Origin of the sequence: Phyllobacterium sp. CCNWLW109 (assembly GCF_037203905.1) — a bacterium.
In the GTDB taxonomy this organism is placed as follows: Bacteria; Pseudomonadota; Alphaproteobacteria; order Rhizobiales; family Rhizobiaceae; genus Phyllobacterium; species Phyllobacterium ifriqiyense.
The window spans coordinates 317,279-342,541 of the sequence record NZ_JBBCBK010000003.1 but is presented as its reverse complement, the minus strand read 5'-3'; the positions used below and the strand labels follow the sequence as shown (position 1 = coordinate 342,541).

Genomic DNA, 25,263 nt, shown 5'->3' with positions numbered 1-25,263 from the left:
TCTGAAGACTCCTTTTAAGGCAGTATTTAGTTGGAAATGCTTTGATCGCTGAGGCCAAGCACATCGAGCATGGAGTAAAGACCAGGCTTGCGGCCTTTGCCCCAAAGTGCGGCCTTGATTGCGCCGCGCGCAAAGATAGTGCGGTCCTCCGCATGGTGGGACAGCGTGATGCGCTCGCCTTCACCCGCAAGAATGACAGAGTGGTCACCGACCACCGAGCCGCCGCGCAAGGTGGCGAAACCGATCGTCCCAGTCTGTCGGGGGCCTGTATGTCCGTCGCGCACGCGAACACTGTGCTGGCTAAGGCCGATCTCCCGGCCATCAGCAGCCGCTTCTCCAAGCAGCAGGGCTGTGCCTGATGGCGCATCGACCTTATGTTTGTGGTGCATTTCAAGAATCTCGATATCGAATTCTTCACCGAGTGCTTTTGCTGCCTGTTTGACCAGAACGCCAAGCAGATTGACACCAAGACTCATATTGCCTGATTTGACGACCACTGCATGGCGCGCTGCGGCATCAATCTTAGCATTATCCTCAGCGGAGCAGCCTGTTGTGCCAATCACATGAATGATACGCGCTTGTGCAGCCAATTCGGCAAATTCAATGGTCGCGGCAGGGGTGGTAAAATCAAGCACGCCCTCAACGCCGACAAAAACAGAAAGCGCGTCATCGGTAATTGGAATACCGAGGTGACCAACGCCGGCAAGTTCGCCTGCATCCTGACCGATATGCGGCGAGCCAGAGCGCTCTATGGCACCGGCAAGTGTGGCGCCCGGTGTCGCTTGTATGATGCGAATCAAGGTCTGCCCCATGCGCCCGCCAGCACCGGTTACGGCAAGCTTCATCGGATTTTCTATGCTCATTCCGTTGGTCCCATGCGTTCGGCAGTCTCGTCTTCATCCATAAGAATAATGGGTGACTCATCCTTGCCCTGCAATTGATAGAAGCGCGCGTAAACGCCATTTGGCCGGGCAAGCAAGGTTTCATGAACGCCTTCTTCCACAACCCGTCCCGCTTCCATAACGACAATATGATCCGCGTTGACAATAGTCGAAAGACGATGGGCGATGACGATGGTTGTGCGGCCCTGCATGCTGCGTTCAAGAGCCTGTTGTACGCGCTTTTCGGATTCATTATCGAGCGCTGAAGTGGCCTCATCGAGCAGGAGAATGGACGCATTGCGGACAATGGCGCGCGCAATGGAAAGGCGCTGCCGTTGACCGCCTGAAAGCGTTATACCGTTTTCGCCCACTTCGGTGCCGTAGCTTTGGGGCTGCTTGATAATGAACTCATCGGCATTGGCAAGTTTGGCCGCCTCGATAACCTCTTCATCAGTCGCGTCGGGACGTCCGTAGCGAATATTGTCGGCAATAGTGCCCTCGAATAAATAGGGTTGCTGCGAGACATAAGCGATGGATTGGCGCAGCGACCGCTTGCTGACATGGGCAATATCCTGGCCGTCAACCAGAATACGTCCACCATCAATATCATAGAAGCGCTGAACGAGACCGATCAGTGTCGATTTACCGGCGCCCGATGCACCGACAATTGCGGTGGTCTTGCCTGCATCTGCGGTGAAGCTGACATTGTGGAGAACCTGAATGCCATTGCCATAACCGAAGCTCACATTATCGAATTGAACCTCGCCATTGGGCACCGTAATCGGCACGGCGCCGATGCTATCTGCCTGACGCGGCTCAATGTCGAGAATTTCATAGATCATGCGGGCGTTAACGAGCGAGCGCTCAAGGCCAACCTGCACACGGGCAAGACGGCGAACCGGGTCATAAGCGAGGAGCACAGCGGTGATAAAGCTGAACATGGCGCCGGGAGGCTGTGCATCATAAACGGCGCGAAAGCCCGTATACATGATCATTGATGCAATGGCTGTACCCGCAATGAGCTCTGTCACGGGAGTCAGCCGCTCGGACACGCGTGAAATCTTATTGGCTCGCTCCTCGGCGCGTGTGATCAATTTGCTGATCTTGCCGCGCAACTGGTCTTCCATGGTGAAAGCCTTGACGATGGCTATCCCTTGCGTAGCCTCTTGCATCGCGCCCAAAAGGTGTGAATTCAGGGTCACTGATTCACGATGAATGACCCGCAGGCGCTTGGTCAGGTAACGGACGGTGAGGAGCACTGGTGGGCCGATCAGCAAAGCGAACAGCGATAGCAGCGGGTCGAGCAGGATCATTGTGCCGACAAGAGCGATCAGGGTTGGAATATCCTTGCCGATTGTCGTGACCACAATATCAAGAAGCTCACGAACGCCACCAATATTCTGATTGATCCGCGCCGCCAGCTGTGCGGAACGCGTATCGTGATAAAAGTCGAGCCCAAGCTTCATCAGATGGTCAAAAATGCGATGCTGGTAACGCGCCACAATGCTGTTACCGACTTTTGCCATCGTTACTGATTGTACATAGGTCGCGACGCCGCGGATAACGAACGCGGCAAGAATGCCGAGGCTGATCGGTATGATGAGGTCTTCGCGGCGCTCATAATAGATTTTGTTGATTACATCCTTAAAGATATAGGCAACAAAAGCGGTACTTAGCGCCACGGCCAGCATTGCGAAAACTGCAACAGTGTATGAAGAGCGGTGCTGCCGGACATTTTCGCCAAGCACCCTGCCGACGACGCGCCTGGCCTCGGTCGGGTCGATTTTGTTCTTCTTGGGTACACCATTCATGACAGGCGGCAACTCGCTGGTACTAAAATGTCAGGCAAACCTCCTTTTGCAGGAAGTTTGCCGCGTGATCTTGTCCCTATAGCGTTATTGCCTCGCCTTGCCTATCGGTTTTGCCCCGTTTGGCGGAATGCGGCGGGCAGTGTTGCCTTGATGCCCCAGAAAGGGTTCAGCGAACAGTTCAGCCTTGGCGCCAGCGACGACCCTCAGTAGCAACGCCGAATCGGGCTGGTGTGCGGGCAAATGCAGACAGACCGCTTAAGGCTGCCAGAGGATGCGTGATGATATAAACCGGTGTCTCGCGTAATATTTGCTGGTGCGGGGCCTTATCTTCAAAAGCTTCGCGGAAGGCCGGATTTTTTAGCGGCTCCACGATCTTTTGAACGATGCCACCGGCGAGATATACACCACCGCGCGCCATGAAAGTCAGAGCAAAATCACCCGCCAGACGGCCGAGATAGGTGACGAAAAGAGCCAGGGTTTCCCTCGCTTCCGGAGATTCACCGGAAAGACCAGCGGCAGTTATGTCGGCAGGCGTTTCAAGCGCTGGTTCCGTTCCACCAACCTTGCAAATGGCGCGATAGATATTCTGCAGTCCGCGCCCGCAAAGCAGTTGTTCGCCGGAAATGCGGCCATCAATATGCTCGATATGAGGGAAAAGTTCGAGATCGCGTTCAGTACGCGGACCCATATCCACATGACCACCTTCACCAGGAACAGGAACCCAGCTTGCGCGAGAACGAACCATGCCGGCAACCCCAAGACCAGTGCCGGGCCCGAGCACCGCACGGCTGCCATGCGGATCACCCGCGCCACCGCCAAGCTTTTCAAGATGCTTTGGCTCAAGCGAAACAACGGCGAGTGCCTGCGCCTCGAAATCGTTGATGACGGTAATGTCCGAGAGGCCAAGTGTCTCCATCATCTGGCGCGGCTTGACGACCCAGGCGCAATTGGTCAGGTCGATCTCGTCACCTTCGACAGGACCAGCAATGGCAAGCACTGCAGAACGTGGCTGGATCGAGGTGTGGTCAAGGATCGCGTTCTGGATAGCTTCATCAATAGTTGAAAAATCGGCAGTTTGCAGAACCGGAAATTCCTTCGGCTCTGCATAGGCATCGACAAGAATAGCGAAGCGCGCATTGGTACCGCCAATATCCCCGACCAGAATCGGAAATTTCATGATGTGGTCGGTATCTGCCTGTGTAACCATTATCGCTTTCCTGTCTTAAATGCCACGCGTGCCTTTATCCCGATCGGACACATGGCGCATCAATGTATTGTCGGCCGCGTCATCCCGTAGCAAGCCTCTTTTTTGTACCAGAACCTCAGCTGTGGCCCGGTTCAATGCCATGGGAATATCGTAAACGCTGGCAAGCCGCATCAGTGCTTTTACATCAACATCGTGTGGCAAAGGTGACAACGGGTCGACGAAAAATATAAGCCCGTCAATTCGTCCTTCCGCAATCAACGCACCGATCTGCTGATCGCCGCCAAGCGGTCCGCTCTTTACGCGGGCGATTGTCAGTGAGGGACACGCTTCCTGTATCAGGCGGCCGGTCGTGCCGGTCGCGACGATGTCACATGGTGCAAGCAAGGCCTCATAATTGCGCGCAAACGCCACCATGTCGTCCTTCTTCTGGTCATGGGCAATCAACGCAAGGCGGAATGGCTGTGTCATCAAAACTCTTTTTCGGGTGGGGCCCTAAATCGATTGAAACTCTATAAACAATTCACGTCGCCGTGAAAAGGGCAGAGCACAAAAAGACCTCAAGGCTTTTGACCGGGAACCGGAACGTCTTCTGGAAAGTCCTGGCTGGTATCTGTAGATGCCTGTGGAACCTTCGCACCAACGCCAAGCGTAACCTCTTCAACCGATTTTGGCCCGGGTGCATTCAATATCTGGGCGCAAAGCTTCGGTAGGTCCGAGAGCATCATGACCTTGGGCTTGACCGGGTTTTTGGGTGGAGGTGCTTTCTTCCACGGCTCATCGGTGAACCACCAGGCCAAAGGTTTGCCGCAGCCATCATCAGTCCCTGTCGGCTCCTGTGCTTTGCATTCGGGAGATCCGGGCTGGCATTTGATGCGCACATGGAAATGATAATAGTGACCCCAATAGGGACGTACTTTGTTCAGCCAGCTACGGTCGCCCTGCACGCTGTCACACAGCTTTTTCTTGATGCCGGGGTGGACAAAAATCCGCTCAACCTCAGGGTAACTCGCAGCGCGTTTCAAAAGAGCCGTGCGACTTGCACTCCATTTATCAGGGTCAACAAAAAGCGTGTCCCCTTGAAGCATGGACTTCGCCTCCACCGTCTCACGTTCCTGATTGGTGAAGCGGCGTTTCGGCATCGGAGTCAGCCAGATATCGGCATCAAGCCCTACCTGATGCGAAGCATGACCGGTCAACATCGGACCGCCACGTGGCTGCGAAATATCGCCAACCAGTAGGCCGGGCCAGCCGTCCTTGGCGGAAGCATCACGGGCTAGCCGTTCCAGAAGGGCGATCATGCGCGGATGGCCCCAATTGCGATTTCGCGACAGACGCATGACCTGCCAGGCCGGTCCATCCACGGGCAATGCAACGCCGCCTGCAAGGCAACCCTTGGCGTAAAAACCGGTTGATTGCGGTGCTCCGAGACTGGGCAATGATTGCGAGCCGAACAAGCGCTTTGCAGGCCCGTCTTCGGCGACAGCATTGAGTGTGCTTGCTAGCGAAACTAATATGCCAACAGCAAAGGAGAGCAGAGTTTTTGATATCATTTTATTGTCCAATGGATGGGAAGCAAAATTGCTTCGGTCATCCGAGCTTTATGATGGCAAGATTCGCATGAAACCCGCAATATGGAAACAAATTTAGGTTTGATTCGGTGGGGTCCGCATTATGAGAGCAGTCATTTTCGAGCAGTTTGGCCATCCGCCCCGCGTGCAGAACGTTATGGATCCCGAACCTGCCGCAAGCGGCGTTGTAGTGAAAGTTGAAGCGACCGGACTTTGCCGCAGTGATTGGCATGGCTGGATGGGGCATGATGCGGATATTGTTCTGCCGCACGTGCCAGGACATGAGCTTGCGGGAACAATTGAAGCTATTGGCAAACATGTGACAGGATGGAAAATCGGCCAGCGCGTAACAGTGCCTTTTGTTGGCGGTTGCGGACATTGTTTTGAGTGTAATTCGGGCAATCATCAGGTTTGTGAAAGTCAGTTTCAGCCCGGCTTCACCGCATGGGGCTCTTTCGCGGAATATGTCGCGCTCGACTTCGCCGATACCAATCTTGTCGCCCTGCCGGATTCGCTGGATTTTGCCACGGCGGCAAGTCTTGGCTGCCGATTTGTGACCTCTTTCCGCGCCATTGTCGACCAGGCGAAAGTGAAGCCAGGCGAATGGGTGGCAGTGCATGGATGCGGCGGGGTGGGACTCTCCGCAATTATGATTGCCACTGCGATGGGCGCGAATGTTGTTGCGGTCGACTTGTCCGAAGAGAAGCTTGCTTTTGCCCGAGAATTAGGGGCTGTCGCTTCTGTCAATGGACGTGAGAAACAAGATGTTATTGGCGCAATCCGAGAGATTACCAAGGGTGGTGCCCATGTTTCCATAGACGCACTGGGGCACCCCACAACATGCTTTAATTCAATCGCGAATCTGCGTCGCCGTGGCCGTCATGTGCAGGTGGGACTAATGCTTGGTGATCACGCACACTCTCCCATTCCCATGGATAAGGTCATTGCGCATGAGCTTGAAATATATGGCAGCCATGGCATGCAGGCCTTTCGGTATAATGCTCTGATGGACATGCTGGAGACTGGCAAGCTCAAACCGCAAAGATTGATTGGCAAGGAAATCACCTTGGATGACGCGCCAGCGGCCCTGATGGCGATGGACCGCTTTGAAGGCATCGGAATCAATGTAATTACGAGTTTTCGCTAGATACAGACGTTAACGCCAGCTGCCGTCTCGCCACATGGCCGCGAAGGCAGTGCCGTAGTCGGGATAGCGGAATGTGAAACCCAAAGACTTGATGCGCTTGTTGGAAACACGCTTGTTCTCGCCATAAAATGAGCGGGCCATCGGCGTCAGTTGCGCTGATTCAAAGTCAGACTCTTCCGGTGGCTCCACGCCCATTAACTCGGCGGCATAGGCGACAACATCCTGGGGCGGAGCCGGTTCGTCATCGGTAATATTGAATATGCCACCCTGGTTGTGCATGCTGAGGAACTGAAGGGCACCGGCAATGTCATCCACATGAATGCGGTTGAAAACCTGACCGGTTTTGTTGAGACGCCGCGCTGTTCCATTGGTGAGATTGACAAAAGCATTACGCCCCGGTCCGTAAATTCCCGAAAGCCGCAATATTGCCAGCGGAACGCCGCGAGCATCTGCCAAAGCCTGCCAGCTATGCTCCGCATCGACACGCTCAACCGAACGCGTGGAAACCGGGCTGCAGGGCGTTGTTTCGTCCACCCAGGCACCGGCGTGATTGCCATAGACGCCTACTGTCGATAGATAGCCGATCCATTGCAGCTTTGGCATGGCGCGACGGATCGTCTCTCCGAACAGCGCGATCACGGGATCGCCGGTTTTTGCTGGAGATGTTGAAATAACCAGATGAGTGATGGTTTCCAGCGCATCTGCAATCTCCTGCGACGCGTGGGTGCCATGGAAAAGGAAAGGCATGATACCTTCCTTGTCGAGTGTCGCCAACTTCGTTCCGTCACGCGTCGTCCCGCCAATAAACTCGGCTGTGGGAGCAATTGCTCTGGCAAAGGCGCGCGCTGAATAACCGGCACCAAACAGGAAAATCTTCATAGCTGATTGTTCGCGCCATTGTGCCATTCGGTCAAGACGCCAGCATCATTTTCCTTCACTGCGTGGATCAATCTGAGGTTTGAAAAGCTTTCTGCGTTCAGGAGCTGGCTCAAAGCCCACACCGCTGAGCCGCGCACGAGCGGCGAAGGATCGGACAGATGCCGCTTGACCGGTTCTATCAAATTCGGATCATCGGAATTACCGCAGGCGTTCAATACATTTCGCAGGAAGCGATCGCGACCAATGCGCTTGATAGGTGAGCCTGAGAACAGGGTTCGGAATGTAGGGTCATCCAAGGTCAGCAGGTAAGCAAGAGAGGGCGAGCGAAGATCGTCGCGGGCACGCAGCTTGGACTCGCGTGCAGTTTCAGCAAATTTATTCCACGGACATACGGCAAGACAATCATCGCAACCATAGATACGGTTGCCCATCGCCTTGCGGAACTCGAGTGCGATCGGTTCTTTATGCTCGATAGTGAGATAGGAAATGCACCGGCGTGCGTCGAGCTGATAGGGAGCAGGAAAAGCCGAGGTCGGACAGGTATCGAGACAAGCACGGCACGAGCCGCAGTGGTCCTGCTCTTTGGTGTCTACAGGGAGCATTGCTGTTGTGAAGATGGTGGCTAGAAAGAGCCAGGACCCATGCCTCCGGCTGACCAGATTGGTGTGCTTGCCTTGCCAGCCAAGCCCTGCGGCTTCTGCCAGTGGCTTCTCCATGACAGGTGCCGTATCAACGAACACTTTAAGGTCTTCGCCAGTGGCCCGCGAGGCAAACCGGCTGGCTACGCCTTTTAACTTGCCCTTTATAATGTCGTGATAATCACGGTTCTGCGCATAGACGGAAATCGCTGCCTTGTCTTTTTGCTCAAGGATAGTGAGCGGATCGTTGTCGGGGCCGTAATTCATGGCCAGAACAATGATCGAGCGAACTTCCGGCCAAAGAGCTTGCGGACTGCTTCGACGCTCCTCGGTTTCCCGCATCCATTCCATGCTTGCGTGACGCCCAAGCGACAAATATTCGCGCAGCCGCTCTTCAGCTTGTGGGATTGAGTCCGGACTGGTGATCGCGATGACATCGAAGCCAGCTGCCCGCGATTCTTCGATAATGAATTGTTTAAGCCGCTCTTGCTGATTTAGGTTCATTTGCATGACAACCGTGCATGAGAACTTAAATACCCTATAAGATCAAAAATCCAGATCACCATAGTGCGATGCAGGGGGCAAGCCGCGCACGCGGTCCGAAAGAAGCGGGCGGAAGGAGGGTCGGGACTTCATCCGGGTATACCAATCGCGTGCCGCACGATACTCGGCCCATTTTATCTCTCCAAGATAGTCGAGAATGGAGATGGAGGCCGCAGCAGCCATGTCTGCATAGGTCGGTGCAGGTCCTGCCAGCCAATTGCGTGTGGCGGTCAACCAGTCAATATATCTCATATGCTGGGTAATATTTGCCCGGGCGGCGCGGATGGCAGCGCTGTCAGGTGCGCCTCCACCCTGCTCGGCTGTCATATGCAACTTGAAGATGCGTTCACGCGCCATATGCCGTGTCACTTCATTTTCAAACTTGCTCAAGAACCAGTCAACAAGCCGGCGTACCTCTGCGCGATTGAGCGAGTCTTCCGGAAACAAACGACGGCTGCGTTTTAATGCGCCACGTGTTTCGTCAATATATTCGGCAATCACCGATGCCCCGGCCACAGGCACGTCACCTTCTGCAAGCAATACGGGCAATGTACCTGCGGGATTGAGCGACAGAAATTCCTTGCGGCGTGCCCAACTGTTTTCCTCGATCAACTGCACTTCAATGTCATATTCATTGAGGATCAGTCGCACATATCGCGACCCGGTGGACATGGGATGATGAAAAAGCGTCAACATGGCAGATATTCTAAATCTTTCGAACTGGCATTTTGCGGGTCGGCATCGTATTGCGAACATGGCAGACACCGGGCCAATGCTATAGGCGCAACGGCGGCATGAGACAAGTAAACACGATTTAACGGGCGGGTCCTTATCGCTGAATAATTTCTTAAACGAGAATCGGTTAAGACAAAAATTGTGCAGTGTATTCAATTGTAGCGGTGCCCTTTTGGCGGGGCGGGAACCGCAATACGGATTAAGAAAGCGGTAAGCATAAACATGGAAACTCAGACAATTGTCGAAGCGCTTTTCTTGGGATTGCTGGAGGGGCTTACCGAATTCATCCCTGTTTCTTCGACAGGACACCTGCTGCTTGCAGGCCATTTTCTCGGTTTCGAGTCAAATGGTAAGACCTTCGAAGTGCTGATCCAGCTCGGTGCGATCCTTGCTATTCTGACTGTTTACTCCGCACGCCTTCTGAAAATAGCACGTGATTTGCCCAATGATCCGAAGGCCCGGCGTTTTGTAATCGGTGTGCTGATTGCATTTCTGCCCGCCGTTTTCATTGGCGTTCTTGCCCATGGGCTCATCAAGGCAATCCTGTTTGAATCGCCAATGTTGATTTGTACGATGCTGATACTGGGTGGGCTTATCCTTCTATGGGTGGATAGGCTCGACCTGAAGCCACGTTATACGGATGCGATGGATTTCCCATTGCCGCTCTATTTGAAAATCGGCCTTTTCCAGTGCTTTGCCATGATCCCTGGCACGTCGCGTTCTGGCTCGACCATTGTCGGAGCTTTGCTTTTGGGCGCTGACAAGCGTTCGGCGGCTGAGTTCTCGTTCTTTCTTGCCATGCCCACCATGGCAGGCGCTTTTGCCCTCGACCTTTTCAAGAACCGCAATATCCTGACATTCGATGATGTGACGTTGATCGGCGTCGGCTTCCTTGCAGCCTTTATCTCCGCCGTGCTCGTAGTGCGTTATCTGTTGGGTTACGTATCTCGCCACGGTTATGGCCTTTTTGCTTGGTGGCGGCTTGTTGTCGGTACGGTGGGCCTGGTCGCTTTGATATTGATGCGCTAAGTCACGGCTTTTCCATAGACTGAAGACAGCCAATGGGCGGAATATTTCCGCCCGCCAGAGGTTTTTTGCAAAGTATAGATGAATTATTATTCACGCGATGAATTTTATTGACAGTCTCTTTTCTTTGAGATTAGTTACCCATGCTGGCATTCGAGGAGGAGTGCCAGTTTTCGCAAAGTAAAGTGGCTGCATTCGAAGCGCCGCGGACAAATGGGAGGGGCTTCGGCCTCGAGGAGGACACTTGCGTACTTTTTTGGGCACGACCGCGATGGCGGTCCTTGCAGCAACATTATTTGCATCGCCAGCCAAGGCTGAAACGGAATCGCCGTTTCGCTGCAAGCCGGGCGAAAAATATGTCATGAACGTCATGGTGTCGGGTGTCGAATACTGGTTCCCGGTTTACGAGATGTTCAAGCAGGCAGGCAAGCAGCTTGGCTGCGAGACGGCCTATACCGGAACACCGGAATATGACGTCAACAAGCAGATCGCCAGTTTTGATCAGGCATTGGCACAGAACCCGGCAGGCATTCTGGTTCACCCAATGAACTCGGATCCCTTCATCGAGCCAATCAACCGCGCTATCGGTCAGGGAACGGCAGTCGTGACATTTGCGGCGGACTCGCCATTGTCAAAACGCATATCGTTCATCACTTCGGATAATATTCGTGAAGGCACCTATGCGGCTGATGCCATTGCCAACAAGCTTGGTGGCAAGGGCGAATATGCGGTGCTGGAAAATCCAGGTCAGGATAATCACGACAAGCGTGTAACGGCATTTGTTGACCGCATGAAGGAAAAGTGGCCGGATATGAAATTGGTTGGCCGCGCTGCCTCCAATCAGGACCCGACAAAAGCCTATCAAGGCTTGATGAGTATCGTGCAGGCCAATCCTAATCTTGGTGCAGTGTTCATGCCGGAGGCCAACTCGGCCATCGGCGCAGCCCAGGCAAATAAGGAAAGCGGCGGTAAAATCCTCGTCATGTGCGCGGACGTCAACGCCAATATTCTCGACATGATCAAAGCCGGTGAAGTCTTTGGCTCAATCAACCCCAATCAGGGCATGCAGGGCTATATGGGTTTCATGCTGCTCTGGTTGGCCAAGCATCCGGAACTGATCGATCCTATGAACGATGCCAAGCGGGCAGGGTTCAACCCGATGAGTATTCCATTCGTTGACAATGGTCTCTCCATCGTCACAGCGGAAAATGCGGATGATTTCTTCTGGGACAAGTACCTGAAGCGTCGCGGTACCAAAGGGATCGAGGAGTAGACTTCGCAATCCGCTATCCGGATTTGCAAAGTCCGGGTAGCGTCTTGTGAAGTATTGGGGAGGAGCGTCATCATGCCGAAACCGGTTCTGGACATCCACAACGTCACAAAGCACTTCGGTGCGGTAAAGGCGTTGACGAATGTAAGTTTCAGCCTCCATCGCGGGGAAATTCACGCGATCTGCGGCGAAAACGGAGCCGGCAAATCGACGCTGATGAATATCATTGCCGGTGTGCTGCAACCGGATGAGGGTGAAATCCTCGTGGAAGGTGAGGCGGTGAAAATCGCCTCTCCTTCAATAGCCCAATCATTTGGTCTGGGGCTTGTGCACCAGGAAATCGCGCTTTGTCCTGATGCAAGCATAGCGGAAAATATCTTCATGGCCGCGACGAGCCGCCAGCGATCGTTCCTGATGGACTATCGTAAACTGGAACGTAAGGCGCAGGAAGTCATGAACCGGCTTGCACCGATCGACGTGCGCCGAAAGGTTGCGGATCTGTCCATTTCCAGCCAACAGCTGGTGGAGATCGCCAAGGCTCTGACACTGGATTGCCGGGTACTGATCTTTGACGAACCAACAGCTGCATTGACCGAAGCCGAAACCCGCATATTGTTCGATATTATTCGGGATCTGAAAGCGAACGGCATTTCCATTATTTACATCAGTCATCGAATGGCTGAGATTTTCTCGCTCTGCGACCGTGTCACGGTTCTGCGCGACGGCCGATATGTGTCCACGGAGAGGGTGGCAGATGTGACGCCCGATGATGTTGTCCGCCGTATGGTGGGCCGTGAAATAACCCAGCTCTATCCGCCTAAACAGCAAAGCGCTGAGGTGTCAGGCGAGACAATCCTTTCGGTTCGTGGCCTTGGTGACAGAAGCCGCTTCCTTGATATCAATATCGAGTTGAACAAAGGCGAGATACTAGGCATTGGCGGTCTGATCGGCTCTGGCCGCACGGAGATTGCCGAGGGCATTTGCGGTCTGCGGGCGATCACGGATGGCGAAATCCGCTTGCACGGTCAGGTACAGGCAATCAAGACTTACACGGATGCCGTAGAGGCTGGCATCGTCTATCTTTCCGAGGACCGCAAAGGTTCTGGCGTTTTCCTCGACATGTCGATCGCCCAGAATATTTCCGTTCTCAATCTCAAGGCGCTGACGGGACATCTGGGGCTGATTAATGCGCGGGGCGAAGCACAGCTTGCCCACGCATTCGCGCAGCGGCTGAATATTCGTATGGCCAACATCGACACGCCTGTATCAGCGCTCAGTGGCGGCAATCAGCAAAAGGTCGCGATTGCCAAACAGCTCGCGGTGCAACCGAAGGTCATCCTGATGGATGAGCCGACGCGCGGCATTGATGTTGGTGCAAAATCTGAAATTCACCTGTTGCTTCGCGATCTGGCAAGGTCCGGCATCGGAATCATTGTCATCTCGTCAGAGCTGCCGGAATTGCTTGGATTATGTGACCGGGTGCTGGTTATCCGGGAGGGAAAGATCGCGGGTGAACTCGGCGCAGATGAGATGACGGAGGAGGCGGTGATACGGCTGGCTTCCGGTGTCAATCAAAGCGAACAAACACGGTTGGCGACAGATCATGCTGCCTGAAAAGTCTATGGGAGAAAATAACATGGTGGCTGAAACAATCGGAGTAAGTGCTACGCGGACACCGTCCTGGAAAAGGCTGGGTTCAATGCGGGAAGCTGGGCTGATCGCGATCATTCTGGCGCTGTGCATTGCCATGAGCTTTGCTTCACCGCATTTTCTGACGCTCGGCAATTTCCGCGCCATGCTGATGAGCTTTTCCGTTGAAGGCATTGTTGTGGTTGGCATGACAATTCTGCTCATCGTCGGCGGTATCGATCTGGCGGTGGGTTCCGTAGTCTGCTTCGCAATGGTGCTTTCAGGCTCGCTTTTCGTTGCGGGACTGGACCCGTGGAGCGCCTCTCTTATCGGTATTCTGGCAAGCAGTCTGATTGGCTGCGTGATGGGCTTCTTTGTTACCGTTGTCGGACTTAATCACTTCATCACGTCGCTCGCCGGAATGGTGATTGTACGTGGCCTTTGCCTTATAATCACCAAAGGAACGCCGCTCTCGCTCTTCACCCTACCCCCCGCGTTCAAGGCAATCGGGCAGGGCAGTTTTCACGGTGTGCCCTATGTCATCATTATTTTCGTGGTGGTGGTGGTGCTCTTCGATTTCCTCTTGCGTCGTTCGACTGCATTGCGAAAAGTTTTCTACACGGGAAGCAATGAAAAGGCCGCTCTTTACTCAGGCATCAGGACCAATCAGGTCAAGTTCTGGGTGACTGTTCTCTGTTCCACGCTCGCCGGGGTGGCAGGCGTCATCTATATGTCACGCTTCGGTGCGGCGACCCCTACATTCGGCGTCGGCATGGAGCTGAACATCATCGCAGCGGCTGTTATTGGCGGCGCGTCATTGAATGGCGGATCGGGAACAATTCTTGGTGCGATCCTCGGCATTGCCCTGCTTTCGGTGGTCACAAGCTCGCTGGTTCTGCTTAATGTATCGGTTTACTGGCAGGACATGATCAAGGGTTGCATTCTACTCGGCGCAGTATCCATTGACCACTTTTTGCACAAGCGTAAGGCTTCCTGATATGACTGTCGTCAGACTCAACGCAAAACTATCTCCAGCACCACGCGAGGAGATCGTCATTGCCAGGCAAATGCATCAGGCATTGGTGTTGCACTTCGTGGAAGGCCTGACACAAGCGCAGATCGCCGATCAGCTCGGCGTATCACAGCCGACAGTTAATCGCCTCATTAAGCGCGGGCGTCAGCTCGGACTGGTCGAAATCAAGATAAAGTCACCTGTTGAACCGCTCATCGATCTGGAAGAACGGTTGCTTGCGCTGGGGGGTATCAATCGGGCTGTCGTGGTGCCCACAGTGTCGGACAATCCGCAAACAGCATTGCAGGCGGTTGGTGAAGCGGCGGCTAGGTTGCTCCTGCAGCAAATCTCCGATGGCGATACGATTTGTATCACGGGCGGCAAGGGTGTCAGTGCCGTTGTTGCCGGTCTGCAGGTGCCGCGGCCGTTCAATATCGAGGTTGTGCCCGCAACTGGCTGTGTCCAGGGCAAGCATTACACTGATGTCAATCACGTTGCGACATTGCTGGCCGACAAGCTCGGCGGACGGGCTTATCAAATTCATGCGCCACTCTTTGCAGATACGGCGGCAGAACGATTGATGCTTATCAATATGCGGTCGGTCGCGGATGTTTTTAAGCGTGCGCGGGAAGCCAAAGTCGCAGTTGTCGGTATTGGCTCCATCCTGACCGATGATTCGAGCTATTATGACTTGCACCCATCGTCGAGTACCGACCGGGAAGCGATTGAGCGCTCCGGTGCAAGCTGTGAACTGCTGGCCCATCTGCTGGACGACCGGGGGCAGGTTTGCGGCTACAGCTTAAACGATTCCCTCGTTTCACTCACCTTGAGTGAATTCGCCTCGATTCCAACAAAGATTGGCGTGGCGAGTGGGCCGAACAAGGCAAAGCCAATTCTCAGCATTATGCGCGGCAACCATCTGGATACGCTGGTGACGGATGAAGCAACGGGTATGCGTATTTTAGAAATTGCAGAGGCAGAAGGAAGCTGGGCATGAATAATGGGCAATTGATACGTGCCATTGGCAAGTCCGGTGTAAATGCCTCGGCTGTTGGCTTGGGGACATGGGCCATCGGCGGCTGGATGTGGGGTGGCACTGATGAAAATCAGTCCATAGCCGCAATACAGGCCTCCCTTGATGCCGGTGTCAGTTTAATCGACACAGCTCCCGCCTATGGCCTTGGGCGCTCGGAAGAGATCGTTGGCAGGGCGTTGAAGGGAAGGCGTGACAAGGCAATCATTGCCACCAAATGCGGGCTGGTCTGGCACACGCAGAAGGGACAGCATTTTTTCGATCAGGATGGAAAACCGGTTCATCGCTATCTCGGGCGCGATGCGATTTTCCACGAGATCGATGAGAGTCTCAAAAGGCTGGGTACCGATTATATAGATCTGTATATCACGCATTGGCAGGACCCGACGACACCCATCGAGGAGACCGTACAGGCACTGGAAGATTTGCGCAGTGCCGGCAAAATCCGCGCAATCGGCGCAAGTAATCTTAGCCAGAACGAACTCAAAGCCTATGTCGCAACCGGCTCGCTGGATGCCATACAGGAACGGTTCAGTATGATCGATCGCGAAATCGAGACGGATCTACTTCCGGTCACTCGAGAGCAAGGCGTATCTACACTGAGCTATTCTTCTCTGGCGCTTGGGCTCCTTGCCGGGACGATTGATCCGCATCGCGTGTTTTCGGGTGATGATCAACGTAAGGATAATCCCCGCTTTTCTACCAGTAATCGTTTGAAGGCCAAACAGTTTGCCGAGGCAATCCAGCCCGTAGCAGAAAAGCATCAGGCGAGTGTCGCCCAAGCGGTGATTGCATGGACGCTGGCACAACCCGGCGTGACATTTGCCCTGTGCGGTGCACGAAATCCGGAACAGGCTTTGGAAAATTCCAGAGCCGGAACAATAAGACTTGATGAGCAAGACCTTGCGGCCCTTGACGCGGCCATCGCAGTGAAACTGACAAATATGGACAGGTAACGGGCTGCATCATGAAGCGTGAAGAAGTATTTGACGGGCTTCGTCGGAGCCCGAAGGTGGACGTGTGTGTCATCGGCGGCGGAATAAATGGTCTCAGCGTGTTCCGCGAACTGGCGCTGCAGGGCATCAATGTTCTGCTTGTCGAGAGGAATGATTATTGTTCGGGCGCCAGCTCAGCTCTTTCGCGCATGGTTCATGGCGGTCTTCGCTATCTCGAAAACGGTGAATTCAATCTGGTGAAGGAATCACTGGTTGAACGCGACCGCCTGCTTCGCAACGCCCCACATATGGTCGCGCCCTTGCCTACGACCGTCCCGGTTTTCAGTTTATTCTCTGGCCTTGCCAACGGTGCTGTGCGTTTTCTTGGCCTGACTCGCAAACCAAGCAGGCGCGGTGCTCTCGCCATAAAGGCAGGCTTAAGCATTTATGATTTTCTGACACGCAAGCGCGCTTTGATGCCCAAACATCAATTTCGCGGGCGGCAAGCCAGTCTTGGCAAATGGCCAGAGCTCAACCCAGCCATCAAAAGTTCGGCGACCTATCACGATGCTTGGGTCAGCCATCCAGAGCGAATAGGAATTGAACTGCTCCAGGATGGCATGTCAGCCAATGCTTCGGCCCGTGCGGTCAATTATGCCGAACTTCGCCGGGATGCGTCGGGCGTTTTTGCTGTCCATGACCATATCAGCGGAGCCGCCATAACCATAAAGCCAGACCTGATTGTCAATGCGACGGGCGGCTGGATAGATATGGCCAACGCCACATTGTTTCCAAAAAATGCCTTGTCTGCACCGCTCATGGGTGGCACCAAGGGATCTCACCTCATCATCGACAATGCCGAGCTTCTGAAAGCCCTTGATGGCCATATGATCTATTACGAGAATGAGGATGGCCGCGTCTGCATTCTCTTTCCCTATCTTGGTAAGGTGCTGGTTGGCTCTACGGATATTCGGGTTGATAACCCGGAGAATGTCACCTGCACCCCGGAGGAACAAGACTACATTCTGCAATCCTTGGCCTTCGTGCTGCCGGCAATCAAGATAAAGCCGGAAGAAATCGTCTATCAGTTTTCCGGCGTGCGTCCGCTGCCTGCGAGCAAGGATCAGTTTACGGGGCGCATCCCGCGAGATCATTTTTGCACTTTTGTCGAGCACGACAACAGCGGTCCGCCTGTCCTTTGCATGATCGGTGGAAAGTGGACAACCTTTCGCTCCTTTGGCGAGCTTGCTGCGGACATGGTGCTGGCAAGACTCGGCCGCAAGCGGAGCCTGACAACAGAGGACCGCGCAATTGGCGGTGGCCGTGATTTCCCCGCTGAAAGAGATGCGTGGATATCGCGTGTCGCTGGCCCGACCGGCCTTGAGGAACAGCGTATTGATCAATTGTTCCAACGATATGGAACAGATGCTGAAGTGCTCGCACAATTCATTGCTGCGGGGAACGATGAAGCAATGCCGCATCCAGGCTACTCAAGGCGCGAGATTCTGTTCCTGATCAGAAACGAAGCGGTTGAGCATCTGGACGACATCCTGCTGCGGCGCACCACCTTGGCGATCAGCGGAGAGCTTTCACTGTCGATGACAGACGCGGTTCTGGGCCTGCTCGCCGCTGAAAAGGAATGGTCTGTTGCACGCCGCAATGATGAGCGAGCGAAGTTTTTATGCCTGCTCTCAGAGCGGCATGGCGCTGATATCGCCGCACAAAGCGCACGAAATGAAGAAGGAGACTATCATGAGAAACAACAGCAAGGTTCGGATGAACCGTCTTTTCGGCAAGGGGCGCTGCCTCGACGTGGCGATCGATCACGGAGTGTGCAATGAGCCGACCTTCCTGAATGGTCTGGAGGATATGGAATCTGTCGTGAAGGCATTGGTTGCTGCAGCTCCAGACGCCATACAGATGAATTACGGCCAAGCCGATCTTTTGCAAAACGTGGACGGGAAAGATAAGCCCGCATTGGTCATGCGTATCGACATGGGCAATCCCTACAACCCGTTTCGTCACCGCAATATGTGGGCGGTTTTGCAGAATGAAGCCGAGCCACTGATTGGCGCGATCGAAATGGATGCAGCCTGCGTCGTCGTCAATCTGTTCATGCTGCCCGATGAGCCGGACCTGTTTCGGCAATGTGTTCAAAACATTTCACGCGTGCGCGCCGATTGCGACAAATACGGGTTGCCATTGATGATTGAGCCGCTGGTCATGCAGCCGGTCACCGAGTGGGGAGGCTATATGGTTGATGGCGATGCGGATAAGATCGTAACGCTGACACGGCTTGCCCGCGAGATGGGGGCCGATATCGTCAAGGCTGATCCGACAACCAATGCAGAGGATTTTCATCGCGTTGTTGAAGCTGCCCGCTGCCCGGTTCTTGTGCGCGGTGGCGGCAAAGAAGACTTGAAGAACGTGTTCGTCAAATCGGCAGCTTTAATGCAGCAGGGCGCGATGGGTATGGTCTATGGCCGCAATATCTACCAGCATGCAAATCCGGGCGCTGTGGTTCGTGGACTAATGGCCATAATCCATGACGATGCCAGCGGCGAGGATGCCTACGCGCTTTATCAAGAGGGCTGAGCATAAGCATAGAACCTGAGGAGGGGTTCCGGATGGGAGAATATCTATTAGGGCTCGATGCTGGCAACACGATCATCAAGGCGGTGATCTTTGACAGGCAAGGCCGTGAAATCGCTTCAGCTGCACAGGAAGGGCACAGTGCGATGCCCTTTCCCGGGCATGTGGAGCGGGGTCTCGGGGAACTTTGGGAGAATGCCAAACTTGTCATCAGAACCTGCATCGAACAGGCCGGGATCGAGCCTGAAGATATCGCAGCAATCGGCTGTGCGGGACATGGCAATGGGCTTTATACGCTGGATCATTCCGGTGAACCATTGTTTGCAATCCAGTCGCTGGACACACGTGCAGCACCACTTGTCGAGTCATTATTGGCTGAAGGCGTCGGAGATCGCACCTATCCGATAGGTTTGCAACGTCCCTGGCCATCCCAAACCCCAACCCTGCTGGCGTGGATCAAGCGTAATCGCCCGGAAACCTTTCGCAAGATCGGGACAGTGTTTCTGTGCAAGGATTTCGTGGTCAATCGCTTGACGGGTGCGCGCGTCAGTGAAGTGTCCGACATGACCGGCTGCGGATTGTTGAATGTTGCCGAACGCCGCTATGACCAAGACCTTCTGGACGCGTTCGGTTTGGGCGACTGCATGGACATGCTGCCGCCTTTGATCGAAAGTGCGGACATTGCGGGAACGGTCACAGCGAAGGCGGCTGCTGAAACCGGATTGGCCGCTGGAACGCCAGTCATTGGCGGATTCTTTGACGTGATCGCTTCCGCCATCGGGTCCGGGGTCACGCGCACGGGTGCCGCTTCCATCATTGCTGGAACATGGAGTATTAACCAGGTGATCATTGATCGCCCGCGCCTGGAAGGCCCGGTGTTCATGTCATCGACCTTTGATCGCGATCGCTATATGGCGATTGAATCGAGTGCTACTTCAGCAGCCAATCTTGAATGGCTGGTGCGTGAATTCTTCCATGGCGAGCAGCCGGATGGTCAATCACCATTCGATGTCTGCTGCGAATTAGCATCATCAATTGAGCCAGCGGCAAATGATCCAATCTACCATCCCTTTCTTTATGGCGCGCAACAGGACGGTAATGCGCGGGCGGGTTTCTACGGTGTTGCAGGCTGGCATACAAAAGGTCATATGGTTCGAGCATTGCTGGAAGGCGTAGCTTTCGGCCATCGCCAGCACATCGAAATGATGCGCGCCGCCGGAGCGAGCTTCAACGAGGCCGTGCTTTCCGGTGGCGGTTCGCGCAGCTTGATCTGGCCGCAAATATTCGCCGATGTGCTGGGGTTGCCTGTATCCATTGCCCGCTCAAGCCAGACGGGTGCGCTGGGGGCTGCCATCGCGGCAGGAACGGGAATTGGCATATTCGCAGATTTTTCTGCTGGTGCTGAAGCAATGGTCACCAGTGAGCGGCACTACAAGCCCGATGCAAAACGAGCAAAGCATTATGAACGTCGCTACCAATTATACCTCGAGATTGCCGCAGCTATGGCTCCAATCTGGCGGCAAATGGCGGAAAGCGATGCAGTCGCGACCGAGGTGGCAGCGTGAATATGCATCGCACCGAGCAAGCCTTCGATGAGGGCGTCTATGACTTTATCATCGTCGGGGCTGGTTCGGCGGGGTGCGTTCTTGCCAACAGGCTTTCGGCCAATCCAAAACATCGTGTTCTCTTGCTCGAAGCGGGAGGAAGCGATCGATATCACTGGATACATGTTCCAATCGGCTATCTGTTTTGCATGGGAAACCCCAGAACCGACTGGATGATGAAGACCGCTGCTGAACCAGGTTTGAATGGCCGGACGCTACCCTATCCACGCGGCAAGGTGCTGGGTGGCTGCTCGTCGATCAATGGCATGATTTATATGCGCGGACAGGCAGCCGATTACGATGGCTGGCGTCAGGCAGGCAATACTGGCTGGGGCTGGGATGACGTGCTGCCCTATTTTCTCAAGTCTGAAGACAATTATCGTGGAAAGTCCGCCTTGCATGGAGCTGGCGGTGAATGGCGGGTGGAACGTCAAAGATTATCCTGGCCCATTCTCGATGCATTTCGGGATGCGGCGGAAGAGCTTGGCATTCCCAAAACGGAAGATTTTAATACCGGCGATAATGAAGGCTCGGGCTATTTCGAAGTTAATCAGCGTGGCGGTTTACGCTGGAATACCACCAAGGCGTTTCTTCGCCCTGCCATGAAGCGACGCAACTTGCGGGTCGTCACCGGGGCAGAAGTGGAGCGGGTGGAATTCGAAGGCAAGCGGGCCGTGCGGATCGGTTATCGTTTGCAGGGCCGAGCCTGCATTGCACGCGCTTCGGGCGAAATTATTCTGTCGGCAGGCGCAATCAACTCTCCGAAAATCCTGGAGCTGTCCGGCATCGGAAACCCTGCCATTTTGAAAGATGCAGGCGCTGCGCCCTTGCACGATCTGCCTGGGGTGGGTGAAAATCTGCAGGACCATCTTCAAATCAGGACAGTGTTCCGCATCGAAGGTGCGCGAACATTGAACCAACTTTATCACAATCTCTTCTCGCGGGCTGCCATGGGGTTCGAATATGCGCTACGCCGCTCAGGACCTTTGTCCATGGCCCCGAGTCAGCTCGGCATTTTCGCAAAAAGCGATCCCGGACTCCTAACGCCTGATCTTGAATACCACGTGCAACCGCTCAGCACAGATCGGCTGGGCGAGCCTCTGCATCGCTATCCCGCTGTTACCGTCTCGGTTTGCAATTTGCGGCCAGAAAGCAGAGGTACAGTCCATATAAGCAAGGCTGATTCCAGCCTTCCACCCAATATCAAGCCGAACTACCTGTCGACGGTGGGCGACAGGCTGCTTGCAGCCCGGTCAATTCGTCATGCCCGAAATCTGATGGCGACCAAGGCTGCAATGAAATACCACCCACAGGAAATGCTGCCTGGAACGCAATATCAAAGCGATGACGAGTTAATTCATCGCGCAGGTGATATTGCGACGACGATTTTTCATCCGGTTGGTACGTGCCGGATGGGCCGTGACAATTTGGCGGTCGTCAATACGGACTTGCAGGTGCATGGGCTGGAAAGGTTGCGGATTGTGGATGCATCGGTGATGCCATCCATCGTCTCTGGCAATACAAACTCGCCGGTTATCATGATCGCAGAAAAAGCTGCCGACCTAATTCTGACAGCAGCCCGCTAGGGCAAATTTTGCTCTAATCAAGCAGGCTTCTGGCTGGAATACTGACCCTGCACACGGAAGCGCCAAAGATATGACGGCAAAATCGTCTCAATGGTTTGCGGACGAATGCCGAGGCCTTCAAGCGTGCGCCCTTCTGCCTTTGCTTGTTCGGAAACGACATTGTCATTTCTAAGCTGGATCACCTGATCGGAAGTAATCATCGGCTTTGGCAATAGCCCAAGGATCGAGCCTTGTATGGATGCTACCCAGAATGGAATGGGGAGGAATGCCCGCTTGCGGCCAATAACACGGAGCATTTCTTCCATGCACTGGCGGAACGTCAGAACTTCTCCGCCGCCTAATTCGTAAATTCTGCCCTGCTGCAAGGCACCGTCGACAGAACGCGCGATCACCTCGGCCACATCGCCGACATAAACCGGTTGAAACTTTGTATGACCACCGCCGACCAACGGCAGGAACGGGGATATGCGCGCCATGCCCGCAAACTTGTTGAAGAATCCATCCTCCGGTCCAAAAATGACGGACGGGCGGATAATATACGCCTCCGGCAGAATTTTCAGAACGGCTTCTTCAGCACGCCCTTTCGTACTGGCATATGCGGATTGCGATTGCGAATGAGCACCCAGCGCCGACATATGGGTGAGGGGAACGCCTGCTGCACGGGCTGCTTCAGCAACAGCACGCGCGCCAAAATCATGTACCGTGCTGAAACGCTGGCTGCCTCCCTCATAAAGGATGCCAACCAGATTGATGACATGGTCAGAACCGGCGACTGCGCGATCCACCGACCAACGGTAGCGCAGATTGGCTTGAACTGCCTGAATTTGACCAACGCCACCCAATGGCTGCAGATGAAATGCAAGATCAGGGCGTCGAACCGCGACCCGAACCCGGTAGCCGCGTTTGGCGAGCGCGCGAACCACGTGACGACCGACAAAGCCAGAGCCTCCAAAAACAGTAACCAGTTTTGGTTTGGTGATTGTCATTGAACTCTCCTGAGCAGTCAAAACGTACAACAGCTATTTCTATGCTGTTTAATGCGTTTTGATGTCGACGCAAAGGCCTGTTGTCTCACGAATCTCGCGGCGCGTTGCCGCGCTTTGAACCATATAGATCGTCAGGCCGACATGCGCAGCATGATTTCGGCGTTTAAAAGAATGCGCTCATTTGCCGGTAATACTGTTTTGGTGTCACGCGTTTCGCCGAGCTTCTGAAACATCAATTCGACCGCCAGCCGACCGATTTCCTTATGGTTTTGCGCAACAGTGGTGAGCGGCGGGCACATATAACGAGCAAAGGGCTGGTCATCGTGCCCTGCCAAGCGAAGGTCATCATTCTGACGCCGGCCAATCTTCAGTCCCGCTTGATAGGCCGCGGCCGAAAGGCCTGCCGCTATGCGGTCATTGCCGCATAGCACGGTCTTGGTCGGGAAAGATCCGTTTCGCAGGATTCGAATAGCGGCATCAAAGGCGAATTTTTCAAGGTTCCATGTGTTTTCTGGATCCACGGGCACAAAAAGCGGCTCCAAGCCCAGATCATCCATTGCCTCGACATAGGCGCTCCTGCGACCCTGCACATTATTGTTAAGCGGCGGCATGCCAAAATAACATGGAGCGTCGCCTGATCTGGTTAGATAATCCACGATGAGCTTTACGCTCTGCCTGTTATCGGTTCCCACGAAGGGGGACGTATCATCAAGCGAGGAGTCAATATACACAATGGGTACTGACTCAGCGGCTTTTGCCAGTTTTTCCTGATGTGATGACGAGCCGAGCGCGCCGATGATAACGCCAGCTACATTCATGGATTGGAATGTTTCAAGCGCGCGCTGCTCAAGCTCCGGTCGTCCTTCGGAGCTTTGCATGAAAACCATATAGCCTGCCAAACCCGCCAAATCCTGTATGCGACGTGTCAGCGACATATAGAATGGATCGTTGGAATTAGGCACGATCACGCCAAGAATATGCGTTCTTCGATTGCTGGCAAAAAGGTTGGGCTTGTAACCGGAGCGAAGGATCGCGGCTTCGACAATTTTGCGCGTGCTTTTGCGGACAGACGATGGATCGTTAAAGTATTTCGACACTGTCGGGCGCGAAAGACCAGCAAATTCGGAAAAGTCTTCCATAGTTTTGATGTCTTTGGGCATCGGTTAAATTCCTTTTTGGACTACAGGCAATCCGGAAAAAAGAATTGCAGGATGAGTCCTGATAAATGAATGAGGTCAAAACTATGCAACTTTCAGTTGCACAAATATTCGTAAAAGTAGCAATTAAGCGTATAGTGAGATGATATTCATTTGCTAAAGATCTAATGTTAATTCATTGATTGCAAAAAACCATATAAATACTTTTCCAGCCGATTAATGCACGTATCTGAACCAATAGGTTTTAATAATCTATGCTGGAATAAATTTCTAGCTGCCAGATTCGATATTGTTGAAATAGTATTCAAATCCAGACTGCTAAGGAGTGAATATGACATTTGCGCCCATACCATCGCAGCACTATGCAAATGTCGATTTCGTAGAGACATGGCATGGAGATTGACTGATGGAAGGCGCAATACCAAATCCGGAAGTATTTACACACGTACGGGTCATCATAGGCATTATTCTCGGACTCAGCGTATCGCGTCTGCTTACCGGTGTTGCCCGGATCATCCAGCATCCGCAGCACAGAAATATCTATGTCGTTCATTTGGGCTGGGTGCTTTTTACCCTGCTTACGGTGGTCCATTTCTGGTGGTTTGAGTTCTATCTTCACCAGCTGGTGCTATGGAAATTCGAGGCCTATCTCTTCGTCATCTTTTTCGCCAGCTTGCACTTTCTGGCATGCGCCATGCTGTTTCCGGACAGTATGGAGGGCTATGACGGCTATGAAGATTACTTCATGTCCCGCAGAGCCTGGTTTTTCGGCATTATGATATCGATATTTGTTTTCGATTTTATCGATACCGCAATGAAGGGGCACGCCCACTTCCTCTCTCTCGGGCCTGAATATCCCTTGCGTAATCTGGCCCTGATAGGGCTGCTCAGTGCCGGGATTTACTTCAGCAACCGAAGAGCCCGACTTGCAATTCTGGTCGCAGCTCTAATCATTCAAATGGCTTTCATCCTCGTTCAGTTCGATACGATCTAGTTTAGGAACAAGCCCTTGCAACAAAAAACC

At 53.8% G+C, this 25,263-nt stretch carries 22 protein-coding genes; 12 read left to right on the top strand and 10 right to left on the bottom strand.

The window, feature by feature from the left end; genetic code table 11:
- Positions 1-26 precede the first annotated feature (26 nt).
- The 5 genes from dapB to mepA all read right to left on the bottom strand — a co-directional run bounded on the left by dapB (position 27) and on the right by mepA (position 5,449).
- Positions 27-863 carry a 4-hydroxy-tetrahydrodipicolinate reductase gene (gene dapB / locus V9K92_RS12170; protein ID WP_115054582.1) on the bottom strand — a complete coding sequence of 279 codons (837 nt, stop codon included), beginning with the start codon at positions 861-863 and terminating at the stop codon, positions 27-29.
- On the bottom strand, positions 860-2,692 hold the full coding sequence (locus tag V9K92_RS12165) for an ABC transporter ATP-binding protein (RefSeq protein WP_115054801.1): 1,833 nt from the start codon (positions 2,690-2,692) through the stop codon (positions 860-862). The genes dapB and V9K92_RS12165 overlap by 4 nt, the downstream gene beginning before the upstream one ends.
- Before the next feature lie 178 nt (positions 2,693-2,870).
- A complete protein-coding gene (locus V9K92_RS12160; protein WP_337354097.1) occupies positions 2,871-3,899 on the bottom strand; it encodes a glucokinase in 1,029 nt (342 codons plus the stop codon).
- Between the two features lie 15 nt (positions 3,900-3,914).
- Positions 3,915-4,367 carry a methylglyoxal synthase gene (locus V9K92_RS12155; RefSeq protein WP_307281711.1) on the bottom strand — a complete coding sequence of 151 codons (453 nt, stop codon included), beginning with the start codon at positions 4,365-4,367 and terminating at the stop codon, positions 3,915-3,917.
- An 89-nt stretch (positions 4,368-4,456) separates the two neighbouring features.
- Complete coding sequence (gene mepA / locus V9K92_RS12150; RefSeq protein WP_336440261.1) at positions 4,457-5,449, bottom strand: penicillin-insensitive murein endopeptidase; 993 nt, start codon at positions 5,447-5,449, stop codon at positions 4,457-4,459.
- Between the two features lie 121 nt (positions 5,450-5,570).
- Between mepA and V9K92_RS12145 the strand changes: the two genes are divergently transcribed.
- Entirely contained in the window at positions 5,571-6,614 is a 1,044-nt protein-coding gene (locus V9K92_RS12145) for a zinc-dependent alcohol dehydrogenase family protein (RefSeq protein WP_337354096.1), read from the top strand.
- Positions 6,615-6,623: 9 nt separating this feature from the next.
- Here V9K92_RS12145 and V9K92_RS12140 read toward each other — a convergent pair whose 3' ends face one another.
- The 3 genes from V9K92_RS12140 to V9K92_RS12130 are packed head-to-tail and all read right to left on the bottom strand — an operon-like array spanning position 6,624 to position 9,370.
- On the bottom strand, positions 6,624-7,493 hold the full coding sequence (locus V9K92_RS12140; protein ID WP_337354373.1) for an SDR family NAD(P)-dependent oxidoreductase: 870 nt from the start codon (positions 7,491-7,493) through the stop codon (positions 6,624-6,626).
- Positions 7,490-8,641, bottom strand: coding sequence for a tRNA epoxyqueuosine(34) reductase QueG (gene queG / locus V9K92_RS12135; protein WP_337354095.1), 1,152 nt, complete (start codon positions 8,639-8,641; stop codon positions 7,490-7,492). Before queG ends, V9K92_RS12140 begins: the two co-directional genes overlap by 4 nt.
- A 36-nt stretch (positions 8,642-8,677) precedes the next feature.
- Positions 8,678-9,370 (bottom strand): glutathione S-transferase family protein, encoded by a 693-nt coding sequence (locus tag V9K92_RS12130; RefSeq protein WP_115054588.1) that lies wholly within the window; start codon positions 9,368-9,370, stop codon positions 8,678-8,680.
- A 261-nt stretch (positions 9,371-9,631) separates the two neighbouring features.
- On the opposite strand from V9K92_RS12130, the gene V9K92_RS12125 reads away from it, so the two are divergent.
- From V9K92_RS12125 to V9K92_RS12080, 10 genes are all read left to right on the top strand, one after another.
- The gene (locus V9K92_RS12125) at positions 9,632-10,438 is read left to right on the top strand and encodes an undecaprenyl-diphosphate phosphatase (protein ID WP_307281727.1); all 807 of its coding nucleotides are present in this window, start codon (positions 9,632-9,634) and stop codon (positions 10,436-10,438) included.
- Positions 10,439-10,679: 241 nt separating this feature from the next.
- Positions 10,680-11,708, top strand: coding sequence for a substrate-binding domain-containing protein (locus V9K92_RS12120; protein ID WP_115054590.1), 1,029 nt, complete (start codon positions 10,680-10,682; stop codon positions 11,706-11,708).
- A gap of 72 nt (positions 11,709-11,780) precedes the next feature.
- Positions 11,781-13,319 (top strand): sugar ABC transporter ATP-binding protein, encoded by a 1,539-nt coding sequence (locus tag V9K92_RS12115; RefSeq protein ID WP_337354094.1) that lies wholly within the window; start codon positions 11,781-11,783, stop codon positions 13,317-13,319.
- 22 nt (positions 13,320-13,341) lie between these two features.
- Positions 13,342-14,331 carry an ABC transporter permease gene (locus V9K92_RS12110; protein ID WP_337354093.1) on the top strand — a complete coding sequence of 330 codons (990 nt, stop codon included), beginning with the start codon at positions 13,342-13,344 and terminating at the stop codon, positions 14,329-14,331.
- Position 14,332: 1 nt separating this feature from the next.
- The gene (locus V9K92_RS12105) at positions 14,333-15,343 is read left to right on the top strand and encodes a sugar-binding transcriptional regulator (RefSeq protein ID WP_337354092.1); all 1,011 of its coding nucleotides are present in this window, start codon (positions 14,333-14,335) and stop codon (positions 15,341-15,343) included.
- Positions 15,340-16,335, top strand: a complete 996-nt coding sequence (locus V9K92_RS12100; protein WP_337354091.1) for an aldo/keto reductase — start codon at positions 15,340-15,342, stop codon at positions 16,333-16,335. The genes V9K92_RS12105 and V9K92_RS12100 overlap by 4 nt, the downstream gene beginning before the upstream one ends.
- A gap of 11 nt (positions 16,336-16,346) precedes the next feature.
- Positions 16,347-18,155, top strand: coding sequence for a glycerol-3-phosphate dehydrogenase/oxidase (locus V9K92_RS12095; protein ID WP_337354090.1), 1,809 nt, complete (start codon positions 16,347-16,349; stop codon positions 18,153-18,155).
- Positions 18,067-18,909, top strand: a complete 843-nt coding sequence (locus V9K92_RS12090) for a class I fructose-bisphosphate aldolase (RefSeq protein WP_443094461.1) — start codon at positions 18,067-18,069, stop codon at positions 18,907-18,909. The genes V9K92_RS12095 and V9K92_RS12090 overlap by 89 nt, the downstream gene beginning before the upstream one ends.
- Before the next feature lie 32 nt (positions 18,910-18,941).
- On the top strand, positions 18,942-20,471 hold the full coding sequence (locus V9K92_RS12085) for an FGGY-family carbohydrate kinase (RefSeq protein ID WP_307281747.1): 1,530 nt from the start codon (positions 18,942-18,944) through the stop codon (positions 20,469-20,471).
- Positions 20,472-20,473: 2 nt separating this feature from the next.
- Entirely contained in the window at positions 20,474-22,096 is a 1,623-nt protein-coding gene (locus tag V9K92_RS12080; protein WP_337354371.1) for a GMC family oxidoreductase, read from the top strand.
- 17 nt (positions 22,097-22,113) lie between these two features.
- Here the strand turns inward: V9K92_RS12080 and V9K92_RS12075 are convergent, their stop codons facing one another.
- Both V9K92_RS12075 and V9K92_RS12070 read right to left on the bottom strand, forming a co-directional pair.
- Entirely contained in the window at positions 22,114-23,082 is a 969-nt protein-coding gene (locus V9K92_RS12075) for a complex I NDUFA9 subunit family protein (RefSeq protein WP_115054598.1), read from the bottom strand.
- Positions 23,083-23,213: 131 nt separating this feature from the next.
- Positions 23,214-24,242, bottom strand: coding sequence for a LacI family DNA-binding transcriptional regulator (locus V9K92_RS12070; protein ID WP_337354089.1), 1,029 nt, complete (start codon positions 24,240-24,242; stop codon positions 23,214-23,216).
- 403 nt (positions 24,243-24,645) lie between these two features.
- Between V9K92_RS12070 and V9K92_RS12065 the strand changes: the two genes are divergently transcribed.
- Positions 24,646-25,233 (top strand): hypothetical protein, encoded by a 588-nt coding sequence (locus tag V9K92_RS12065; protein WP_115054600.1) that lies wholly within the window; start codon positions 24,646-24,648, stop codon positions 25,231-25,233.
- The last annotated feature ends 30 nt before the right edge of the window (positions 25,234-25,263 follow it).